13 protein-coding genes are annotated in these 18,459 nt (G+C 50.0%); 7 read left to right on the top strand and 6 right to left on the bottom strand.

Annotated elements, in window-relative coordinates; genetic code table 11:
* Positions 1–67: 67 nt before the first annotated feature.
* From MP213Fo_RS13920 to glmS, 3 genes are all read left to right on the top strand, one after another.
* Positions 68–814 carry a cytochrome c biogenesis CcdA family protein gene (locus MP213Fo_RS13920; RefSeq protein WP_421089555.1) on the top strand — a complete coding sequence of 249 codons (747 nt, stop codon included), beginning with the start codon at positions 68–70 and terminating at the stop codon, positions 812–814.
* Positions 815–976: 162 nt separating this feature from the next.
* Positions 977–2,347, top strand: coding sequence for a bifunctional UDP-N-acetylglucosamine diphosphorylase/glucosamine-1-phosphate N-acetyltransferase GlmU (gene glmU / locus MP213Fo_RS13925; protein ID WP_421089556.1), 1,371 nt, complete (start codon positions 977–979; stop codon positions 2,345–2,347).
* Between the two features lie 69 nt (positions 2,348–2,416).
* Positions 2,417–4,240, top strand: a complete 1,824-nt coding sequence (gene glmS, locus MP213Fo_RS13930) for a glutamine--fructose-6-phosphate transaminase (isomerizing) (protein ID WP_421089557.1) — start codon at positions 2,417–2,419, stop codon at positions 4,238–4,240.
* Positions 4,241–4,310: 70 nt separating this feature from the next.
* Here the strand turns inward: glmS and recG are convergent, their stop codons facing one another.
* Complete coding sequence (gene recG / locus MP213Fo_RS13935) at positions 4,311–6,455, bottom strand: ATP-dependent DNA helicase RecG (RefSeq protein ID WP_421091162.1); 2,145 nt, start codon at positions 6,453–6,455, stop codon at positions 4,311–4,313.
* The gene (locus MP213Fo_RS13940) at positions 6,424–6,528 is read right to left on the bottom strand and encodes an SWIM zinc finger family protein (RefSeq protein ID WP_421089558.1); all 105 of its coding nucleotides are present in this window, start codon (positions 6,526–6,528) and stop codon (positions 6,424–6,426) included. The genes recG and MP213Fo_RS13940 overlap by 32 nt, the downstream gene beginning before the upstream one ends.
* A gap of 126 nt (positions 6,529–6,654) precedes the next feature.
* Here MP213Fo_RS13940 and MP213Fo_RS13945 point away from each other — a divergent pair, with 126 nt between their 5' ends.
* Both MP213Fo_RS13945 and mfd read left to right on the top strand, forming a co-directional pair.
* The gene (locus MP213Fo_RS13945) at positions 6,655–6,957 is read left to right on the top strand and encodes a succinate dehydrogenase assembly factor 2 (protein ID WP_421089559.1); all 303 of its coding nucleotides are present in this window, start codon (positions 6,655–6,657) and stop codon (positions 6,955–6,957) included.
* A 79-nt stretch (positions 6,958–7,036) separates the two neighbouring features.
* The gene (gene mfd / locus MP213Fo_RS13950) at positions 7,037–10,534 is read left to right on the top strand and encodes a transcription-repair coupling factor (protein WP_421089560.1); all 3,498 of its coding nucleotides are present in this window, start codon (positions 7,037–7,039) and stop codon (positions 10,532–10,534) included.
* 171 nt (positions 10,535–10,705) lie between these two features.
* Here the strand turns inward: mfd and MP213Fo_RS13955 are convergent, their stop codons facing one another.
* The 3 genes from MP213Fo_RS13955 to MP213Fo_RS13965 all read right to left on the bottom strand — a co-directional run bounded on the left by MP213Fo_RS13955 (position 10,706) and on the right by MP213Fo_RS13965 (position 14,287).
* Positions 10,706–11,527, bottom strand: a complete 822-nt coding sequence (locus MP213Fo_RS13955; RefSeq protein ID WP_421089561.1) for a class I SAM-dependent methyltransferase — start codon at positions 11,525–11,527, stop codon at positions 10,706–10,708.
* 174 nt (positions 11,528–11,701) lie between these two features.
* Complete coding sequence (locus tag MP213Fo_RS13960) at positions 11,702–12,376, bottom strand: DsbA family oxidoreductase (RefSeq protein ID WP_421089562.1); 675 nt, start codon at positions 12,374–12,376, stop codon at positions 11,702–11,704.
* A gap of 21 nt (positions 12,377–12,397) precedes the next feature.
* Complete coding sequence (locus MP213Fo_RS13965; protein ID WP_421089563.1) at positions 12,398–14,287, bottom strand: extracellular solute-binding protein; 1,890 nt, start codon at positions 14,285–14,287, stop codon at positions 12,398–12,400.
* 547 nt (positions 14,288–14,834) lie between these two features.
* Between MP213Fo_RS13965 and MP213Fo_RS13970 the strand changes: the two genes are divergently transcribed.
* Positions 14,835–15,452: an invasion associated locus B family protein gene (locus MP213Fo_RS13970; RefSeq protein ID WP_421089564.1), complete on the top strand. Its 618-nt coding sequence runs from the start codon at positions 14,835–14,837 to the stop codon at positions 15,450–15,452.
* A 622-nt stretch (positions 15,453–16,074) separates the two neighbouring features.
* On the opposite strand, the gene MP213Fo_RS13975 is transcribed toward MP213Fo_RS13970, so the two are convergent.
* Positions 16,075–17,289 carry an NADP-dependent isocitrate dehydrogenase gene (locus MP213Fo_RS13975; protein WP_421089565.1) on the bottom strand — a complete coding sequence of 405 codons (1,215 nt, stop codon included), beginning with the start codon at positions 17,287–17,289 and terminating at the stop codon, positions 16,075–16,077.
* A gap of 294 nt (positions 17,290–17,583) precedes the next feature.
* Between MP213Fo_RS13975 and MP213Fo_RS13980 the strand changes: the two genes are divergently transcribed.
* Positions 17,584–18,444, top strand: coding sequence for an RNA methyltransferase (locus MP213Fo_RS13980; RefSeq protein WP_421089566.1), 861 nt, complete (start codon positions 17,584–17,586; stop codon positions 18,442–18,444).
* Positions 18,445–18,459: the final 15 nt, after the last annotated feature.

Consider the following 18,459-nt stretch of genomic DNA (forward strand, 5'->3'; position numbering starts at 1 on the left):
AACTCTAAAATCTAGAGCGGGTGTTGCGATCCAACCTGAATGTTACCCGCTCTAACAGGAAATTAGCATGGCAATCGACATATCTTATCTCACTGCGGCCGGTGCCGGCGCCTTGTCATTTCTCTCACCATGCGTGTTGCCGTTGGTGCCACCCTATCTTTGTTATATGGCGGGTGTGAGTGTTGATGATTTTCGCAAGGGCGGTGAGGCGGCAGAGGCTTCCCATAATCGTCTGCGTTTGTTGATGACGTCTTTTGCCTTTGTCCTCGGTTTTACCACTGTATTTGTGGCGCTTGGTGCCGGTGCTTCTTCTATAGGGGCATTTTTGCGCCAGTGGCAGCAGGAGATCGCGATTGCGGCTGGTCTGGTGATCATTGTTATGGGGTTGAACTTCCTTGGCGTGATCCGATTGTCGATGTTGTCACGCGAGGCGCGGTTTCAGGCGCGCTCCGCACCTGCTACGCCACTTGGTGCCTATATAATGGGGCTGGCCTTTGCATTTGGCTGGACGCCATGTATCGGACCGGTGCTGGGGCCGATCCTGACGCTTGCCGGTTCCAAGGCCTCCGTGCTCGATGGTGCATCGTTGCTGGCGATCTATTCGCTTGGGTTAGGCGTGCCATTTATGATTGCTGCGCTGTTCTCCGGCGCATTTATGCGGTTTCTGGCGCGCTTTCGTGTGCATATGGGCAAGGTTGAAAAGGCGATGGGCGTTTTGCTCATTCTGGCCGGTGTGCTGTTCCTGACCGGCGGTATGCAGTCTTTCGCATTCTGGCTGCTGGAAACATTTCCGGTGCTGGGCAAACTTGGCTGACGGCAAGCCGGCTTTCTCTTTTACTGAGGCTGCTCTAGCCTGAGACTGCTTTAGCCTGAAGCTGCTTTAGAATGTCACATCGCGGTAACGGGTAAACAAATCTATACGTTTTGCCATTAAAGTGGTTCTGAAATATCAGGCCAGAAATTCACGGAAAAATTTATGACTTCAAGATCCTGCCTGACTATCATTCTCGCCGCCGGCGAGGGAACGCGCATGAAGTCCTCAATGTCCAAGGTTTTGCATCCGATCGCAGGGCTGCCGCTTGTTGGTCATGTGGTCAAAGCCGTGCAGGGTGCGAGCGCTGATAATGCAGCAAGCGCGTTGGCGGTTGTTGTCGGGCGCGGTGCTGAAGATGTGCAGAAGGCTGTGGGTAAGATTAATGGTTCAGCGCGTTTTTACGAGCAGCGCGAGCGTTTGGGTACTGCTCATGCGGTGCTGGCTGCCCGTGAGGCATTAAATACACATCATGATGATGTGTTGGTGGTCTTCGGTGATACGCCGCTGATTGAGGAGCAATCGCTACGTGCGGCACGTGAAAAACTTGCTGATGGTGCGGATATTGTGGTGATGGGCTTTCGCCCTGAAAATCCGACCGGCTATGGCCGCTTGATTGAAGAGGCAGGCAAGCTGGTCGCGATTATCGAAGAAAAAGATGCCAGTGCCGAACAGCGCAAAATTACCTTTTGCAATGGCGGATTGATGGCTTTGAATGGTCGGCATGCATTGTCGCTGATTGAGGCGGTCAAGAATGACAATTCCAAAGGCGAATATTATCTCACCGATGTTGTTAAGTTTGCCCATGCGCAGGGTCTGAATGTGGTTGCCATTGATGTGCCGGTTGAAAATGTGATCGGCATTAATAACCGTGCGGAACTGGCTGAAGCAGAAGCCCTGTGGCAGGCACGCAAGCGCCGCGAGGTTATGCTTTCAGGCGTGACTTTGATTGCGCCGGAAACTGTGTTTTTTGCTCATGATACGCAGATTGATGCGGATGTGGTGATTGAGCCGAATGTATTTTTCGGCGCCAAAGTTACAGTGGCATCAGGGGCTGTTATTCATGCATTCTCGCATATTGAAGGTGCAGTGATCGGCGCAGATACCAGTGTGGGGCCGTTTGCACGTTTGCGCCCGGGAGCCAGACTTGGTGAGAAATCAAAAGTTGGCAATTTTTGTGAAGTGAAAAATGCAGAGATAGGTATTGGCGCCAAGATCAACCATTTGTCTTATATCGGCGACAGTACAATCGGCCATGATACCAATGTGGGTGCAGGCGTGATTACCTGTAATTATGACGGTTATAACAAGTTTCAGACCGTGATCGGCAGCAATGCTTTTATCGGCTCCAACACATCGCTGGTGGCGCCGGTTACAATCGGTAATGGTGTTTATGTAGCCTCGGGCAGTGTAATCACCGAAGAGGTGCCGGATAATGCCTTAGCGCTCGGGCGCTCCCGTCAGGTCAATAAAGCAGAGCGCGCCACTGTGTTGCGTGAAAAATACAAAGCCATTAAGGCTAGTAAAAACAAATAATTATAACTTAACCATAAAGTTTTGATTTAAAACAATGGTTTGCAAATAGCTCAGCAGGAAACAGACCTTATGTGCGGAATTATTGGTATTGTCGGCAAAGATCCGGTTGCCTCACGGCTAGTTGATGCCTTGAAGCGTCTTGAATATCGCGGTTATGATTCCGCCGGTATTGCCACATTGGTGGATAACCAGATTGAGCGTCGTCGTGCCGAAGGCAAGCTGGTTAATCTTGAGAACCGTTTGAAAGATGAACCTTTGAGCGGCTCAATCGGTATTGGCCATACACGCTGGGCAACGCATGGCGCACCAACCGAGCGTAATGCACATCCTCATGCAACGGAACAGGTTGCTATTGTTCATAACGGCATTATTGAAAATTTTGCTGAACTGCGTGCCGAACTGGAAGCTGAAGGTGTAACCTTTCAAAGCGATACCGATACGGAAACCGTAGCCCAGCTGGTGTCGCGCAGTATTCGCTCCGGCGATGCGCCGATTGATGCTGTGCGCAATGTTTTTGTCCGTTTGCGCGGTGCTTTTGCTTTGGCTTTTCTGTTCAAAGGCGAGAATGGCATGCTGATTGCAGCACGCCGCGGATCGCCTCTGGCAATCGGTTATGGTGACGGTGAAATGTTCCTCGGTTCTGATGCAATTGCACTGGCGCCGTTCACCGATAAAGTTTCTTATCTGGAAGATGGCGATTGGGCGGTGCTGACCTGTGATAAGGCTGTCATCTATGATGAGAGCAATACTGAGGTCAGCCGCGTTGTGCAGCAATCTGCCGGTACAGCTTATGTTGTCAATAAAGGCAATTATAAGCATTTCATGGAAAAGGAAATCTATGAGCAGCCGGAAGTGATTTCACGCACGCTGGCGCATTATCTGGACTTCTCGTCTTCAACGATCCGCAGCGATGTGACAAATATTGACTGGTCGAAGATCAATCGTCTGGCAATTTCAGCCTGCGGCACGGCTTATTATGCAGCCACGATCGGCAAATATTGGTTAGAGCGTTATGCACGCCTGCCAGTGGAAATTGATATTGCTTCAGAGTTCCGTTACCGTGAAATGCCACTGTCGAAAGATACATTGGCGCTGTTTGTTTCACAGTCCGGTGAAACCGCGGACACGCTGGCCTCTTTGCGCTATTGCCGCTCGCAAGGTCTGCCGATTGCCGCTGTGGTTAATGTGCGTGAATCCACGATTGCGCGCGAGTCAGACATTGTTTTACCGACCCTTGCAGGACCTGAGATCGGTGTTGCCTCTACCAAGGCGTTTACCTGCCAGCTTTCGGTTCTGGCTTCATTGGCGCTGTCTGCCGCCAAAGCAAAAGGCACCATCACCCCGAGCGAAGAAAAGCAGCTGGTGCAGGAACTGGCAGAGCTCAACGGTTATATTCATCAGGCATTGAAGCTTGCGCCTAAGGTTGAGGCGATTTGCCGTGACCTGATGAATGTCAAACATGCGCTCTATCTTGGTCGCGGCACCTCCTATCCATTGGCTATGGAAGGCGCCCTTAAGCTCAAAGAAATTTCCTATATTCATGCCGAAGGTTATGCGGCAGGGGAATTGAAGCATGGGCCAATCGCGCTGATTGATGAAACTATGCCGGTGATTGTTATTGCACCATTTGATCGTCTTTACGAAAAGACTGTATCGAATATGCAGGAAGTGGCCGCACGCGGCGGTCGCATCATTCTGATCACAGATGAAGAAGGTGCAAAACATGCTAATGTTGATGCGCTTTCAACACTGATTATGCCGAAAGTGCCGGAGTTCATTTCACCGCTGGTTTATGCGCTGCCGATCCAGATGCTGGCTTATTATACAGCAGTATTTATGGGTACAGACGTCGATCAGCCACGTAATCTTGCTAAGTCTGTTACTGTTGAATAGATAATAAATTCAATATGATATGATATTAACTTCATAAAATGATAAAGGCGGCCAGGTGGCCGCCTTTATCTTATCCCGCGCGCAGCAGCCGGATGGCTTCATCGCGCCCGAAAATATAGAGCAGCAGCCGCAATGCCTGACCGCGCTCGCTTTGTAAATCCACATCGCGCCCGAGCAGCAGGCGTGCATCTTTGCGGGCGATTTCCAGCAGGTCACTATGCTCTTCAATTGACGCCAGCCGGAAGCCCGGTGTGCCGGATTGCCGGGTACCGAGCAGCTCACCTTCACCACGTAGTTTTAAATCTTCTTCGGCAATACGAAAGCCGTCTTCGGTGTCGCGCATCACCTGAAGCCGCGCCTTGGCAATTTCACCCAGCGGGCCTTTATAAAGCAGCAGGCAGGTTGAGGCCTTGTCGCCACGCCCCACACGCCCGCGCAACTGATGCAATTGCGACAGGCCAAAGCGCTCGGCATGTTCAATCACAATCACTGTGGCATCCGGTACATCCACGCCCACTTCAATGACTGTGGTGGCAATTAAAAGCCGTGTTTCACCGCGTTTGAAGGCGAGCATAGCTTCGTCTTTTTCAATGCCGGTCATGCGGCCGTGAATGAGCCCGAGCTTGTCGCCAAATACCGGCAGAAATGATTGAAAACGCTCTTCGGCTGAGGTGAGTTCTACATGTTCGGATTCTTCAACCAGCGGGCAAATCCAGTAGATTTTTTGACCATCACGAATGGCTGTGCGCATCCGGTCAACAATTTCACTCAACCGCTCACTCGGCACAATCGCCGTGGTGATAGGCTGGCGACCGGCAGGTTTTTCTGTGAGTTTGGAAACGTCCATATCGCCAAAAGCGGTGAGCACTAACGTACGCGGAATAGGCGTGGCGGTCATTACCAGCATCTCCGGTGCAGTACCTTTGGCGGTGAGCTGCAAGCGCTGATGCACCCCAAAGCGGTGCTGCTCATCAATAATCACAAATACCAGATCGTGATATTCGACTTTATCCTGAAACAATGCATGGGTGCCGATGATAATATTGATCGCACCGCTTGCCAGCTCTTCCAATATGCGCTGACGTTCTTTGCCTTTTTCACGCCCTGTGAGCAGTGCTGCTTTTAGACCGGCTTGTTCGGCCAGTGGTGCAATCGTTGCATAATGCTGGCGTGCCAGCACTTCTGTTGGTGCCATCAGGGCTGATTGTCCGCCGGTTTCTGCCGCATGTGCCATAGATAGCAGGCCGACCACAGTTTTACCCGATCCGACATCGCCTTGCAGCAGGCGCAGCATACGCTCCGGTGTTTTGAGATCGGCGATAATATCTTTAACTGCTTGTTCCTGCCCTTTGGTCAGGTGGTAAGGCAATATGCTCAGAATTTTAGCAACGATCTCGCCGGTGCCGGTGAGCGGCCTGCCGGATAAGCGCCGCGTTTTTGCCCGCACTAAGGCCAGAGCCAATTGTCCGGCCAGAAATTCGTCATAGGCAAGCCTGCGCCGTGAAGTGCCGTCTAATGCGATATCGACAGGCTCTTCCGGTAGATGCAGGTGATGCAAGGCTTGAGAAAAAGTTGGGAATCCCTCTCGCTGCATCAGTGTTTTATCCTGCCATTCAGGCAGGTCGGGAATACGCGTTAGAGCATCACGCATAGCGCGTGCCAGCGTTTTGGGTGAAAGTCCGGCAGTCAGCGGGTAGACCGGCTCAATCAGCGGCAGATCATCACTGCCGTCAATCGGGGCGATATGGTCGGGATGCACCATGGAAGCACGGCCGTTGAACCATTCTACCTTGCCAGAGACAATAACGGTTTCGCCAAGCGGCAGGCTTTTTTCAAGCCATGTGCGCTGCGCATGAAAAAATACCAGTGTAACTTCACCTGTTGCATCATGCGCAAAAATGCGATGCGGAACAGAGCCGCGCATAAAAGCGCCGGATTTGCTGGTGGAGGCTGAGAACTGATATTGATCAACGATCACTTCCAATGTGACGACAGCGCCTTCTTGCGCATAGGCCACGCCCGGGCGGTTGCGCCGGTCGATTACGCTATTGGGTGCTAAGAACAGCAGCTGGCCGATACGGGGCTCCAGCATTGCAGCACTTTCCGCTCCCAGAAGCTTCAGCAGCAGGGCTGAGACTTTAGGGCCGATACCGGTGAGCGTACGGACCGAGGCGAAGAGTGGATCAAGCAGACTTGGACGCATGAATGCAAATATACCCGTTTTCAGAGCAGGAACAGGAGGAGTGAGAGCCTGTTTTGTACGAAACTGCTTTAAAACAAATCAACATGCAAGGCTGACAGCGGGCTCATCCCGCGTTATATGGCTGTAAACATAATTCACAGCGCGGGCAATGCTATGTTCTTTGCGATCTGCTGCGCCATGTTTTATACAAGACGATATTTCGGAGAATGATATGAGTACGGGTAGTAAACTGTCTGGAACGGAAGCCGGCGCGCAACTGGATGTGAGACGGCGCAAATTGCTGTTTCGCTCATGGCATCGCGGTATGAAAGAAATGGATCTGATCTTTGGCCAATATGCCGATCAGCATATTGCCGGTATGAGCAATGATGTTCTGGACGAGTTTGAAATACTGCTGGAAGTGCTGGATCGTGATTTGTTTAAATGGATCACCGGCGAAGACAAAACTCCCGAGCAGTATGATACGCCGCTGTTTCGCGCGCTCATTCTTTTCCGCGATAAAATTGAATACTGATTTTCGCGCCCAACTGCCAACACACAGAGCCAGAATTTAAAGCCAGAATTTAGAGCCAGAATTTATAGATTGTAGCGCGATGCCCGTATTTTCCAAACTTGGTCTGAAACCAGTTCTTGTCGATCATGTTCTGATTGACGGGGTAGCTGATGGCTATGAAGCTTTTGTTCTGGCTAAAATTCTGGAAGAGGCGGGTGATAAAGGGCCGGTGCTGTTCATTGCCCGTGACGGGCAGCGTGTAGCCGATATTGAGCAGGTGATCGGCTTTATTATGCCTGATCTGCCGGTGCTGCATATACCAGCATGGGATTGTCTGCCTTATGATCGTGTTTCGCCCGGCGCCACAGTTTCAGCCAAACGGCTGAGTGCGCTGAGCCATCTCAGTGCATTACGCGAACATAAACACCCAGCATTGATCATTGCCACTGCCAATGCGGCACTGCAAAAACTGCCGCCACGCTCGGCGCTGGCAGAGCAGGGCTTTGCCGCCAAGCCCGGTAACCGCGTGAATATGGATGCTTTGACCCAGCGCCTTGAACGCAATGGTTTTGAGCGGGTGCCGACTGTGCGCGATGTGGGCGAGTTTGCCGTGCGCGGTGGTATTTTGGATGTGTTTGTACCGGGTACGGAAGAGCCGCTGCGCCTCGACTTTTTTGGGGATACGCTGGAGAGTATCCGTGCCTTTGATCCGGCCTCGCAGCGCTCCACGGAATCGCGCAAGGAGTTTACCCTCCAGCCGATGAGTGAAATTACGCTGACACCGGAAGTGATCAGCCGTTTTCGTAAAAACTATATTGCGGCCTTTGGTGCACCCTCGCGTGATGACGCGCTCTATGCAGCAATCTCTGAAGGACGCCGCTTTGCCGGTATGGAGCATTGGCTGCCGATGTTCTATGACGGGCTGGAAACCCTGTTTGATCATACCGGGTCTATGCCGGTGGTTTTTGATCATCTGGTGCCAGAAGCGATATCCGAGCGCCATAAGCTGGTGCTTGATCATTATGAAGCCCGCCAGAAGCAGTCAGAGGGCAAAGAGGCGGCAGATGCCATTCCTTATAAGCCTGTCGCACCAAGCCAGCTGTATATGTCGCTTAAAAACGTTGAAGAGGCAGCACTGGCTAATGGTAAGCGCTATGATCTGACCCCTTTTGAGGCTCCGGACAGCAGTTCCCGCCATATTATTCACGCGCAAGCACATAAAGGCCGTAACTTTGCTGAAGAGCGTGCGGCCAAAGATGTAAACCTGTTTGAAGCGGTGACCAAATATATCGCCGAGCTGCGTGCAACCGGCAAAAAGATTATGATCGCCGCATGGACGGAAGGTTCACTTGACCGGCTGTTGCAGGTGCTTGATGAGCATGGTCTGGAAAAGATCGAAACCGTTAAAGACCTGCGCACAGTTAAAGCATTGTCGCGTGACAAGATCACCGCGACGGTGCTGGCTGTGGAGAGCGGCTTTGATGCCGGTGATCTTGTGGTGGTGGCCGAGCAGGATATTCTCGGTGACCGGCTGATACGCCGGACTAAAAAACGTAAGCGCGATGCAGACTTCATATCGGAAGCCAGCAGCCTGACTGCCGGTGATATTGTGGTGCATGTCGATCACGGTATTGGTAAGTTTATTGGTCTGCGCACGATCACTGCCGCCGGTGCGCCGCATGATTGCCTTGAGCTGCATTATGCCGGTGATGACCGGTTGTTCCTGCCGGTTGAAAATATCGAATTGTTGTCGCGCTATGGGTCGGAAGGCTCATCGGCAGTTCTGGATAAGCTTGGTGGTGGTGCATGGCAGGCCCGTAAGGCTAAGCTTAAAAAGCAATTGCTGGAAATGGCAGGGCACCTGATCCGTATTGCTGCGGAGCGCGCTATGCGCGGTGCGCCGGTATTGATACCGCCGGAAGGTATTTATGCGGAATTTGCAGCGCGCTTTCCTTATGATGAAACAGAAGATCAGCAACGCGCTATTGATGCTATTTTTGATGATCTGGGTGATGGAAAACCGATGGATCGGCTGGTTTGCGGTGATGTGGGCTTTGGTAAGACTGAAGTTGCGCTGCGTGCAGCCTTTGTTGCGGCGCTGAACGGCTATCAGGTGGCTGTCGTGGTACCAACCACGCTGTTGTCTCGCCAGCATTACAAGACCTTCTCTACGCGCTTTAACGGCTTGCCGATCAATATCGGCCATGCGTCACGGCTGGTAGGCGCCAAGGAGCTGGCACTGACCAAAAAGGGAGTTGAAGAGGGGCAGGTGGATATTGTGGTAGGCACCCATGCGCTGCTTGGCAATTCCATCAAGTTCAAAAATCTCGGCCTGCTGATTATCGATGAAGAACAGCATTTCGGCGTTAAGCATAAAGAGCGCCTGAAAGACCTGAAGTCAGACATTCATGTGTTAACGCTGACTGCAACGCCTATTCCGCGCACGTTGCAACTGGCGCTCACAGGGGTGCGTGAATTGTCGCTGATTACCACGCCGCCGGTGGATCGCATGGCCGTGCGCACCTTTATCTCGCCATTTGACGCGCTGGTTATCCGCGAAACCTTGATGCGCGAGCGCTATCGGGGTGGCCAGAGCTTCTATGTTTGTCCGCGTATTTCCGATCTTGCTGAGATTAAAGAGTTTCTGGATAGCCATGTGCCGGAGCTTAAAGTGGCTGTGGCTTACGGGCAAATGCCGGCAAGCGAGCTGGAAGACATTATGAATGCTTTTTATGACGGGCAATATGATGTGCTGCTCTCGACCACTATTGTTGAATCGGGTCTCGATATTCCGACAGCCAATACGATGATTGTGCATCGTGCCGATATGTTCGGCCTTGCGCAGCTCTATCAGTTGCGCGGACGGGTGGGGCGCTCCAAACAGCGTGCTTTCGCATTGTTTACTCTGCCTGCTGGCAAAACTTTGACACAGACTGCCGAGCGCCGCCTTAAAGTTCTGCAATCGCTGGATACTCTGGGCGCTGGTTTCCAGCTCGCCAGCCATGATATGGATATTCGCGGGGCGGGTAATCTGCTGGGCGATGAGCAATCGGGCCATATTAAAGAGGTTGGCTTCGAGCTTTATCAGCAGATGCTGGAAGAGGCAGTTGCAGAACTGAAAACTGAAGGGCCCGTGGTGGATAGCCATTGGTCACCACAGATTGCTGTTGGCACGGCAGTGATGATACCGGAGAGCTATGTGCCGGATCTGCAATTGCGTCTGGGGCTGTATCGTCGTTTGGCTGATCTTGATACCACGCAGGAGATTGACGGCTTTGGTGCCGAGCTGATCGACCGGTTTGGTGCGCTGCCCGAAGAAGTGAAACATCTGCTCAAGATCGTGTTTATCAAATCGCTGTGCCGTAAAGCTAATGTTGAGAAGCTGGATGCTGGGCCTAAGGGCATTGTTGTGCAGTTCCGCGATAAGACTTTCCCTAATCCGGCGGGTCTGGTGCAAATGATTGCCGCGCAGGGCTCATTGGCAAAAATCAGGCCGGATCAGAGCATTGTGTTTATCCGTGATTATCCGACTGCAGAAAAACGCCTGACCGGCGCGGCGGTGATCATGACCCAGCTGGCAAAAATTGCCGAAGCATAAGATGCCTGCATAAAACACAAGCATAGAGCGGTTTTATTTTTTATTGAAGCAGGAAAACCGCTCTATCTGTTTGTTTAAACGCAGTTTCGGACGGAAAACCGGTTCCCACTTTTCCTGAAACTGCTCTAGCCTGCCGGAACGGTGATTTGGCGGGCTGTGTGTGTTTTACGTTTAAGGTTTGCGAACGCGCACAATCCATGCAATCGGCGTCACGCGTGTGTCTGCAACCACCGGTTCATGTGCTGCGAGTGCTTCTGAAGCCATTGGCTCAACACTTGCTTCAATAACAAAACCGGCGTTGACGATAAAACTGATCCATTCGCTCAATGTGCGGTGAAAACGCTGAATGTTAAAAGGCTGCGTCTGGTCGCGCTCGTGTTGCGGAACCGTGGAAAACCACCAAGTTTCCACACGACCATCAATATTGGCGAAATAATCACTTACCTGCACTGCGGTTACATTACCGTTCTGATCGCGGATATTCTGTCGAAACGGCGGCACAAAACACGGATGCAGAATTGTAAACTGAAAAAACCCCTGCGGTTTTAAAACACGATACACTTCTTTCAGCACATCGGCTTGCTGCGGCATATCCATCATCGACATGAAAGCGCTGGCAAAATCGAATTCCGCATCATTAACTGGCAGATGTAACGCATCAGCGACCTGATAGTGAATGCCCAACGACTTCTTAGCCTCACATCCAGTTTCATATTCTGTGGCATGCCGGATAAATGACGGCGCTAAATCAATGCCTGTCATTTGTGCGCCTTTACGGGCAAGCCAGCGGGTATTGGAGCCTTCACCGCAACCAATATCAATGCCTTTCAATCCTGCAATATCAGGCAGCATCGTGAGAAAAGCGGGTGTATGCAATGCATCACGATAAATATCGAAACCGGCGCGGCTGTGCTTTGTCCAGACCTCGGCATTGGCCTCCCAATATTCGGCATTCGTGCGATTAAATATTGCGGCTTTGTCAGGATTGGTCATCAGTCTTGTCTTTCAGAACTAGGAAAGGGCAGAACTAAGATAGGGCAGAACTAAGATAGGGCAGAACTAGGAAAGGGCAGAAGCAGTTAGAAAGGTAAGGAAGACGAAAAAACGCCCTGATTATGTATCAGAGCGTTTAAACTACAGTACTATGACTGTGGTATGATGCAGGATTTAGCGATCTTCACTGACACCCGGTTCAAAACCATCAGCAATCTGGGCAATTGCATCGGCCAGTGCCTCAGCGCTTTGTGCGCCCATCACCGCATATTTTTGATCAATGATAAAGCACGGCACACCGGTAACGCCCATTTGTGAAGCGGTTTCGATTTGCGTCTGCACGGTCTGCTTATCCGTATCATCAGCAAGCAGTGTTTCGATTATGGTATATTCCATCCCGGTATCTTCAGCGGCTTCAACCAGAATTTCATGGCTGCCAATGTCCAAGCCCTGTTCAAAATACATGGAGAATAATTCACCTACAACACGATCCTGCACTTCAGCGCTGATCTCACCGGCCCAATGGATCAGGCGGTGGGCATCAAGTGTGTTGGGTGCAACTTCAATCGCATCAAAATCGAACTCAATATCTGCTTCTTTGCCAAGCGCCATCAACTGATCATGGGCTTCATTCACACGGCTCTGCGAACCCAGCTTTTCAACCAGATAGCGCTTACGCTCTTTGCCTTGTTTCGGCAAAGAGGGATCAAGCTGAAACGGACGCCAGCGCACTTCAACATTCAGTTCCGGTAGCATTGCCAGCGCTGCTTTGAGGCGCTGACGGCCAAGAAAGCACCAAGGGCAAACGACATCGGAGATAACATCAATGGTGATCAGTTTTGTGGTCATAGAGGAGCCAATCATAGAATTTTACGGTTTTTGAGCTGTTTCTGCCCAACATGTAGGAAATTGCACACCGGAAAGCGAGGTTTTTTCCGGAAATTTGATATGTGACCATGTCGCAACCCGCTGCTCGGGCAGGTAATAAAGCGGCAGATAATAGCTGCCAGAAATCAACAGCCGGTCAAAGGCTCGGACTGTATCGGTGAAAGACTGGCGGTCTTTGGCTGCCAGCATGGCATCGATCATTGCATCCAGCGCGGGGTCTTGCGCACCCGGATAGTTAAAGCTGCCCGATGCATCACGCGAGGCGGTGCCCCAGCGGTTCCACTGCTCATTGCCGGGTGAAAGCGAGGCGGTGAGCGCGCCGACAATCATATCATAATCAAAGTTTTGCAGCCGCTGCTGATATTGCGCATCATCTGCACTACGAATTTCAGCAATAATACCCAAGCGCGCCAGATTGCGCTTATAAGACAGTGCCAGTTTTTCTTCATCAACAGAGCGCGTCATGATCTCAAAACTCAGCACATTGCCCTGCGGCGTTGTAGCTACACCATTGTTGAAGCTGTAGCCGGCCTCAACCAGCAATTCATAGGCTTTTTTAGCTGGTGCTCGGTCATTGCCGGTACCATCAGTTTTTGCCGGCTGCCATGTGCCGTCAATAATCTCTGGCAGAAGCTGCTGCATATAAGGTGCCAGCAATTGCATCTCACCCTCACTGGCAGCGTGCCCCATAGCGGAGAGCTGCGAGCCTTGCCAGAAACTGCCAATGCGTAAATATTGGTCAGAAAACAAAGTGCGGTTGATCCACTCAAAATCAAACAGCTCTGACAAAGCGCGGCGTACCCGCACATCGGCAAATTTTTCACGGCGCGTATTAAAAACAAAGCCGAACATAGTTGCCGGTGTCTGGCGTTTGAAGGTTTTTTTTACAATCTCACCATTCAGCACTGCCGGAAACTGATAAGCGGTCTCCCAATGTGCCGGAGAGCCGATTGCCACCTGAAAGCCTTCCACAAACACATCAAGCAGGCCTTTTTTAAAGGCTTCAAACTGCGATGTTTCATTACGAAAATATTCAATAGTAATGGTGTCGAAATTGCTGAAACCTGTGCGGCTAGGCAGGTCTTTTGCCCAATAATCAGGATTGCGCTGATAGGTAATCCGCTCGCCCGGTTTCACCAATTTAACCGTATAAGGGCCACTGGCAATTGGGGATTTCAGCGATGCCTTGCCGAAGGTCTCAGGATCAGTCGCATGTTTTGGCAAGACCGGCATGGTTGCAGCCAACAGGAGAGGAAACTCACGGTTCGCTTGTTCATTGAAGGTAAAACGAATACTGCGATCACCGGTTTTTTCAATTTTCGCAATGCTCTTCATGCGCGAATTGTAAGGCGGGCGACCTTTTTCGGTCAGGATCTGATAGGTGAAAATCACGTCATCGGTAGTAACCGGCACGCCATCCGACCATCTGGCGTTCGGGTTGAGGGTAAATTCAATAAAACTACGTTGCTCATCGGTTTGAATGGATTCAGCCAGCAAACCATAGAGCGTAAACGGCTCATCGGCGGATCGCTGCATCAGGGTTTCAAACATCAGATTACCAAAATCGCTGTCATTAAACATACCGCGTGCAGTGGTGCGCATACTTTGTAAAACAAACGGATTAAGGCTGTCGAAAGTGCCAACCACACCATAGGTGATATTACCACCTTTGGGCGCCAGCGGATTGGCATAGGGAAAGCTTTTAAAATCAGGCGCCAAAGCGATATCGCCATGCATGGAGAGTGCATGTGCGATTGGTGGTGATGGTTGATCTGCGCCCGATAAGGATGGGGGGCTTGTGTTTTGTGCCTGTGCTTGAATAGCGGTAAAAGGCGTGACTGATGTTGCTGTGAGAACAGAGCTTCCCAGCATGGCAAGCAGATGACGCCTGTTGATGGTGTGCGGGAGAGGCGCGGACTTTTGGAGCATTGTAAAATCACTATCCGGTAAATTTATAGACTACGCTAAGTCTGACAGGATTTAGCTAGGTTTTAATTAATATAATCAGTGTGTTCTGGGCTTACAAACCTAATGTATCGGCAGATACATATATGTGATTCGTAGTTGTCGTTATCATAGAGCCGATATTTAACCGGAATATGAGTAAAGCCTTTGAAATTCCTTGCGCATAATTTTGATGCAGATTTTGTCTGGTTTAACCGCCGGGGCGGGGTTGCGTTGTTTTTATAGCGCATTTCGACGCTAAAAAACTATGGTTAACAAAACGGCACTGGATTCAGTCATTCAGGCAGTGTAACACCGCAGTTAACACGGGGTCACGCTGTTGCCTTATTTCATCCGCAGTCATGTTGGTGAATTCGGTTCACTTGCTGATCCGTACAAGAATACAAGCCGCTTGTTCACACATACCGGCTGATGATAGAAATCAGATCAGAGTGTTGAAAGGAACCTGTTGATCATGACCAGCACGAAGACATTCGCTGCCGCATCCGCATTTGCCGGCGCTGTTGCCCTGCTTGCAACCGCGACCCTTCCGGCCACAGCTCAACAGCTGCCGCCGCAGGGATGGTTCAAGGTCTGCTCGAAGCAGGAAGACAATGATATTTGCAATACGCAGAATATTGTTACTGCTGATTCCGGCCAGCTTTTGACCGCGATCAACCTGATCGAGATCAAAGGCAAAATTAACCGTAAAATTTTTCAGGTTTCAGTTCCGACCGGTCGTTTGATTCCAGCAGGCATTGGAATGCAGATTGATGCAAGCAAAACTACCAAAGTTGATTATGGTATTTGCTTCCCGGATCGTTGTATTGCTGAAGCGCCTTTGACAGATGAAATGGTCAATGCACTCAAAAAAGGCGGCAAGCTCACTCTGACTTCGGTTAACTTCCAGAACAAGCCAAATCCGATTACTGTTCAGCTTACCGGCTTCTCCGATGCGTTGACAGGCAAGGGCTTGCAGCAGAACGAATTGGAACAGCGTCAGAAAGAACTGCAGGATGCAGTTCAAAAGCGCCAGAAAGAGTTTGAAGCCAAGATGAAGGCAGAGCAGGAAAAAGCCAAAGCTGGCAACTGATAATCATCTGCTTATAACAGTTTTAAAAGGGCGCCTTTGGTGCCCTTTTTTGTTTGCCTTATTATATGAATGCCTGGATTTTGCTGCTGAAATTTAATCATAAGGTCATTGATTTTGGAAATTGTGTATTTAAATAATACATTTATCAATGTATGTGAATTGATTTTTTCATTATACTTATTTTTAAATGTATAGTTACAATGAATTTCTTGTATGTGTGATTGATTTTATATTTTATTGTTGCTTGTTTTCTGGTGTTGCTGTATTTTAGCTTGTGTTTTACTGTATTTAGTAGGAATATATTAAATGCTATTTAATCGTAAAGCAAAATATAATTACTATTTGTTTCTGCACTGTGCTCAACTCTCGTTTTTAGCCAAATGGCTTTAAGCAATGATGAGTGTAAATTTGGCGGTCTGAGTGCTGAGGACTGTAGCAAAATTTGTATAATGTCCATATTATGGGCTCCTTTAGAAATTTTATTTTGCTAAATATATGTAAGTTTACTTATTAATATTCTTTGGTTTGTCTCGTTGATTTAATGCAAACCGTCGCATCTAGGATATATAAGTGAAATAAAAAAGCCCCGATAAACGGGGCTTTTCTTTGATTATGGTGCTTATTATACTGCCATAGCTTTCTGCAGGTTTTCGTCGATCTTGTCGAGGAAGCCTGTTGTTGACAGCCAAGGCTGATCCGGACCGATCAGCAGAGCCAGATCTTTGGTCATGTAGCCGGATTCAACGGTATCCACGCAAACTTTTTCCAGCGTATCAGCAAAGCGCTTCAATTCGGCATTGTCATCGAGCTTGGCGCGGTGCGCCAGACCACGGGTCCATGCAAAGATCGAAGCGATTGAGTTGGTCGAAGTTTCTTCGCCCTTCTGATGCTGACGGTAGTGACGGGTCACTGTGCCGTGCGCGGCTTCAGCTTCAACTGTCTTGCCATCCGGAGTCATCAGAACCGAGGTCATCAGGCCAAGCGAGCCAAAGCCCTGTGCCACGATGTCGGACTGCACGTCACCATCATAGTTCTTACAAGCCCAGACATAACCGCCGGACCACTTAAGAGCAGAGGCAACCATGTCGTCGATCAGGCGATGTTCGTACCAGATTTTGGCTTCTTTGAACTTCTCAGCAAATTCAGCCTGAAACACTTCTTCAAAAATATCTTTGAAGCGGCCGTCATAGGCTTTGAGAATGGTGTTTTTGGTCGAAAGATAAACCGGATAGTTGCGCTGCAAGCCGTAATTAAGCGATGCACGGGCAAATTCACGGATTGATTCGTCCACATTGTACATGGCCATGGCAACGCCTGAAGACGGAGCATCATAGACTTCATGTTCAATGGTTTCGCCGTCTTCACCAACAAATTTGATCGACAGCTTGCCTTTGCCCGGGAATTTGAAATCAGTCGCGCGGTACTGATCACCAAAAGCATGGCGGCCAACGATGATTGGCTGTGTCCAGCCCGGTACCAGACGCGGTACGTTTTTGCAGATAATTGGCTCGCGGAAAATTACGCCGCCAAGAATGTTGCGGATGGTGCCGTTTGGCGACTTCCACATCTTCTTGAGGCCAAATTCTTCAACGCGGCCTTCATCAGGGGTGATGGTAGCGCATTTAACGCCTACGCCGTGTTCCTTGATGGCATTGGCTGCATCAATGGTAACCTGATCATTGGTTTCATCACGATATTCAACAGACAGATCGTAATATTTCAGATCAATGTCGAGATATGGATGGATGAGTTTGTCTTTAATAAACTGCCAGATGATGCGGGTCATCTCGTCGCCGTCGAGTTCGACGACAGGATTAGCAACTTTAATCTTTGCCATTAACAGCTCTCCTTCATGAGTTGTGCCCCTATAGCACTGCTTGCGCCACACGCAAAGTCCAAACGGCCCTGAACGAATAGGAATATGAAATTCTCTTAATCTATGCAGTTGTTTGTTATTTCAAAAACTAGTTTTTGATCATCACGATCGTGTGACGAGGGCGGGGTATGTGGTGATTATGTGTGCAATTTTCGTGGATGATTTGAAATTTTGCCATTCTCTCTGTAAGGGAAGTGTGAAAAGCGCAGCTGTAATCAGCAGCTTTGCGCGTAAGATAATGGTTTTGAGAAGATTATGGCCGGTACAGATAAACAGCGCACGATGATGAATGAAGGCCCAGCAATCATTCTGGTAGAACCGCAATTGCCGGAAAATATCGGCATGGTGGCGCGTGCCATGGCCAATTTCGGTTTGGGCGAGCTGCGTCTGGTTAATCCGCGTGAGGCATTTCCGAGCGATAAAGCGCGTTCGGCAGCCAGTAAAGCCGATCATATTATTGATGGTGCTGTGCTTTATGATGATTTGCCCTCAGCACTCGCAGATTTGAGTTTTGTTTATGCGACCACCGCCCGTGAGCGAGATGGTTTCAAGCAGGTACGCGGGCCGGTTGAGGCCGGAAGAATTCTGCGTCACAAATTTAAAAGCGGTGAAAAAACCGGCATTATGTTTGGTCGTGAGCGGGTGGGGCTCAAAAATGATGAAGTCAGCCTTGCTGATGAATTGGTGACTTTTCCGGTTAATCCGGCCTTTGCCTCGCTCAATATCGCACAAGCTGTGCTGCTGATGTCTTATGAGTGGATGAAATCCGGTCTGGAGCATGAAACCGATACGGTTTTTCGCGGGCCGGAGCTTGAGCCTGCCAATAAAGAGTATCTACACGGTTTCTTCAATCATTTGGAGGAAGCTCTGGATACACGCGGATATTTCCGGCCTGAAGCGCGCAAAGAAGTGATGGTCAATAATCTTCGTGCTGTGCTGACACGGCCGGGTTTTGCCGAACCTGAAGTTCGGTTGTTGCGTGGTGTGCTGACGTCACTGGATTATTTCTCGCCGAAAAACCCGCGTGGAGCAGGCGCACCGGAAGGGCGGGCCAGAGTTCATACTTCTGCGCCAGATGCAGAAAACACTGCCGATAATGAACCGCCGCAGGACTAAGATTACACTGAGGTA

The sequence above is a fragment of the Pseudochrobactrum mosebachae genome (genome assembly GCF_048914685.1).
Taxonomy (GTDB): Bacteria; Pseudomonadota; Alphaproteobacteria; order Rhizobiales; family Rhizobiaceae; genus Pseudochrobactrum.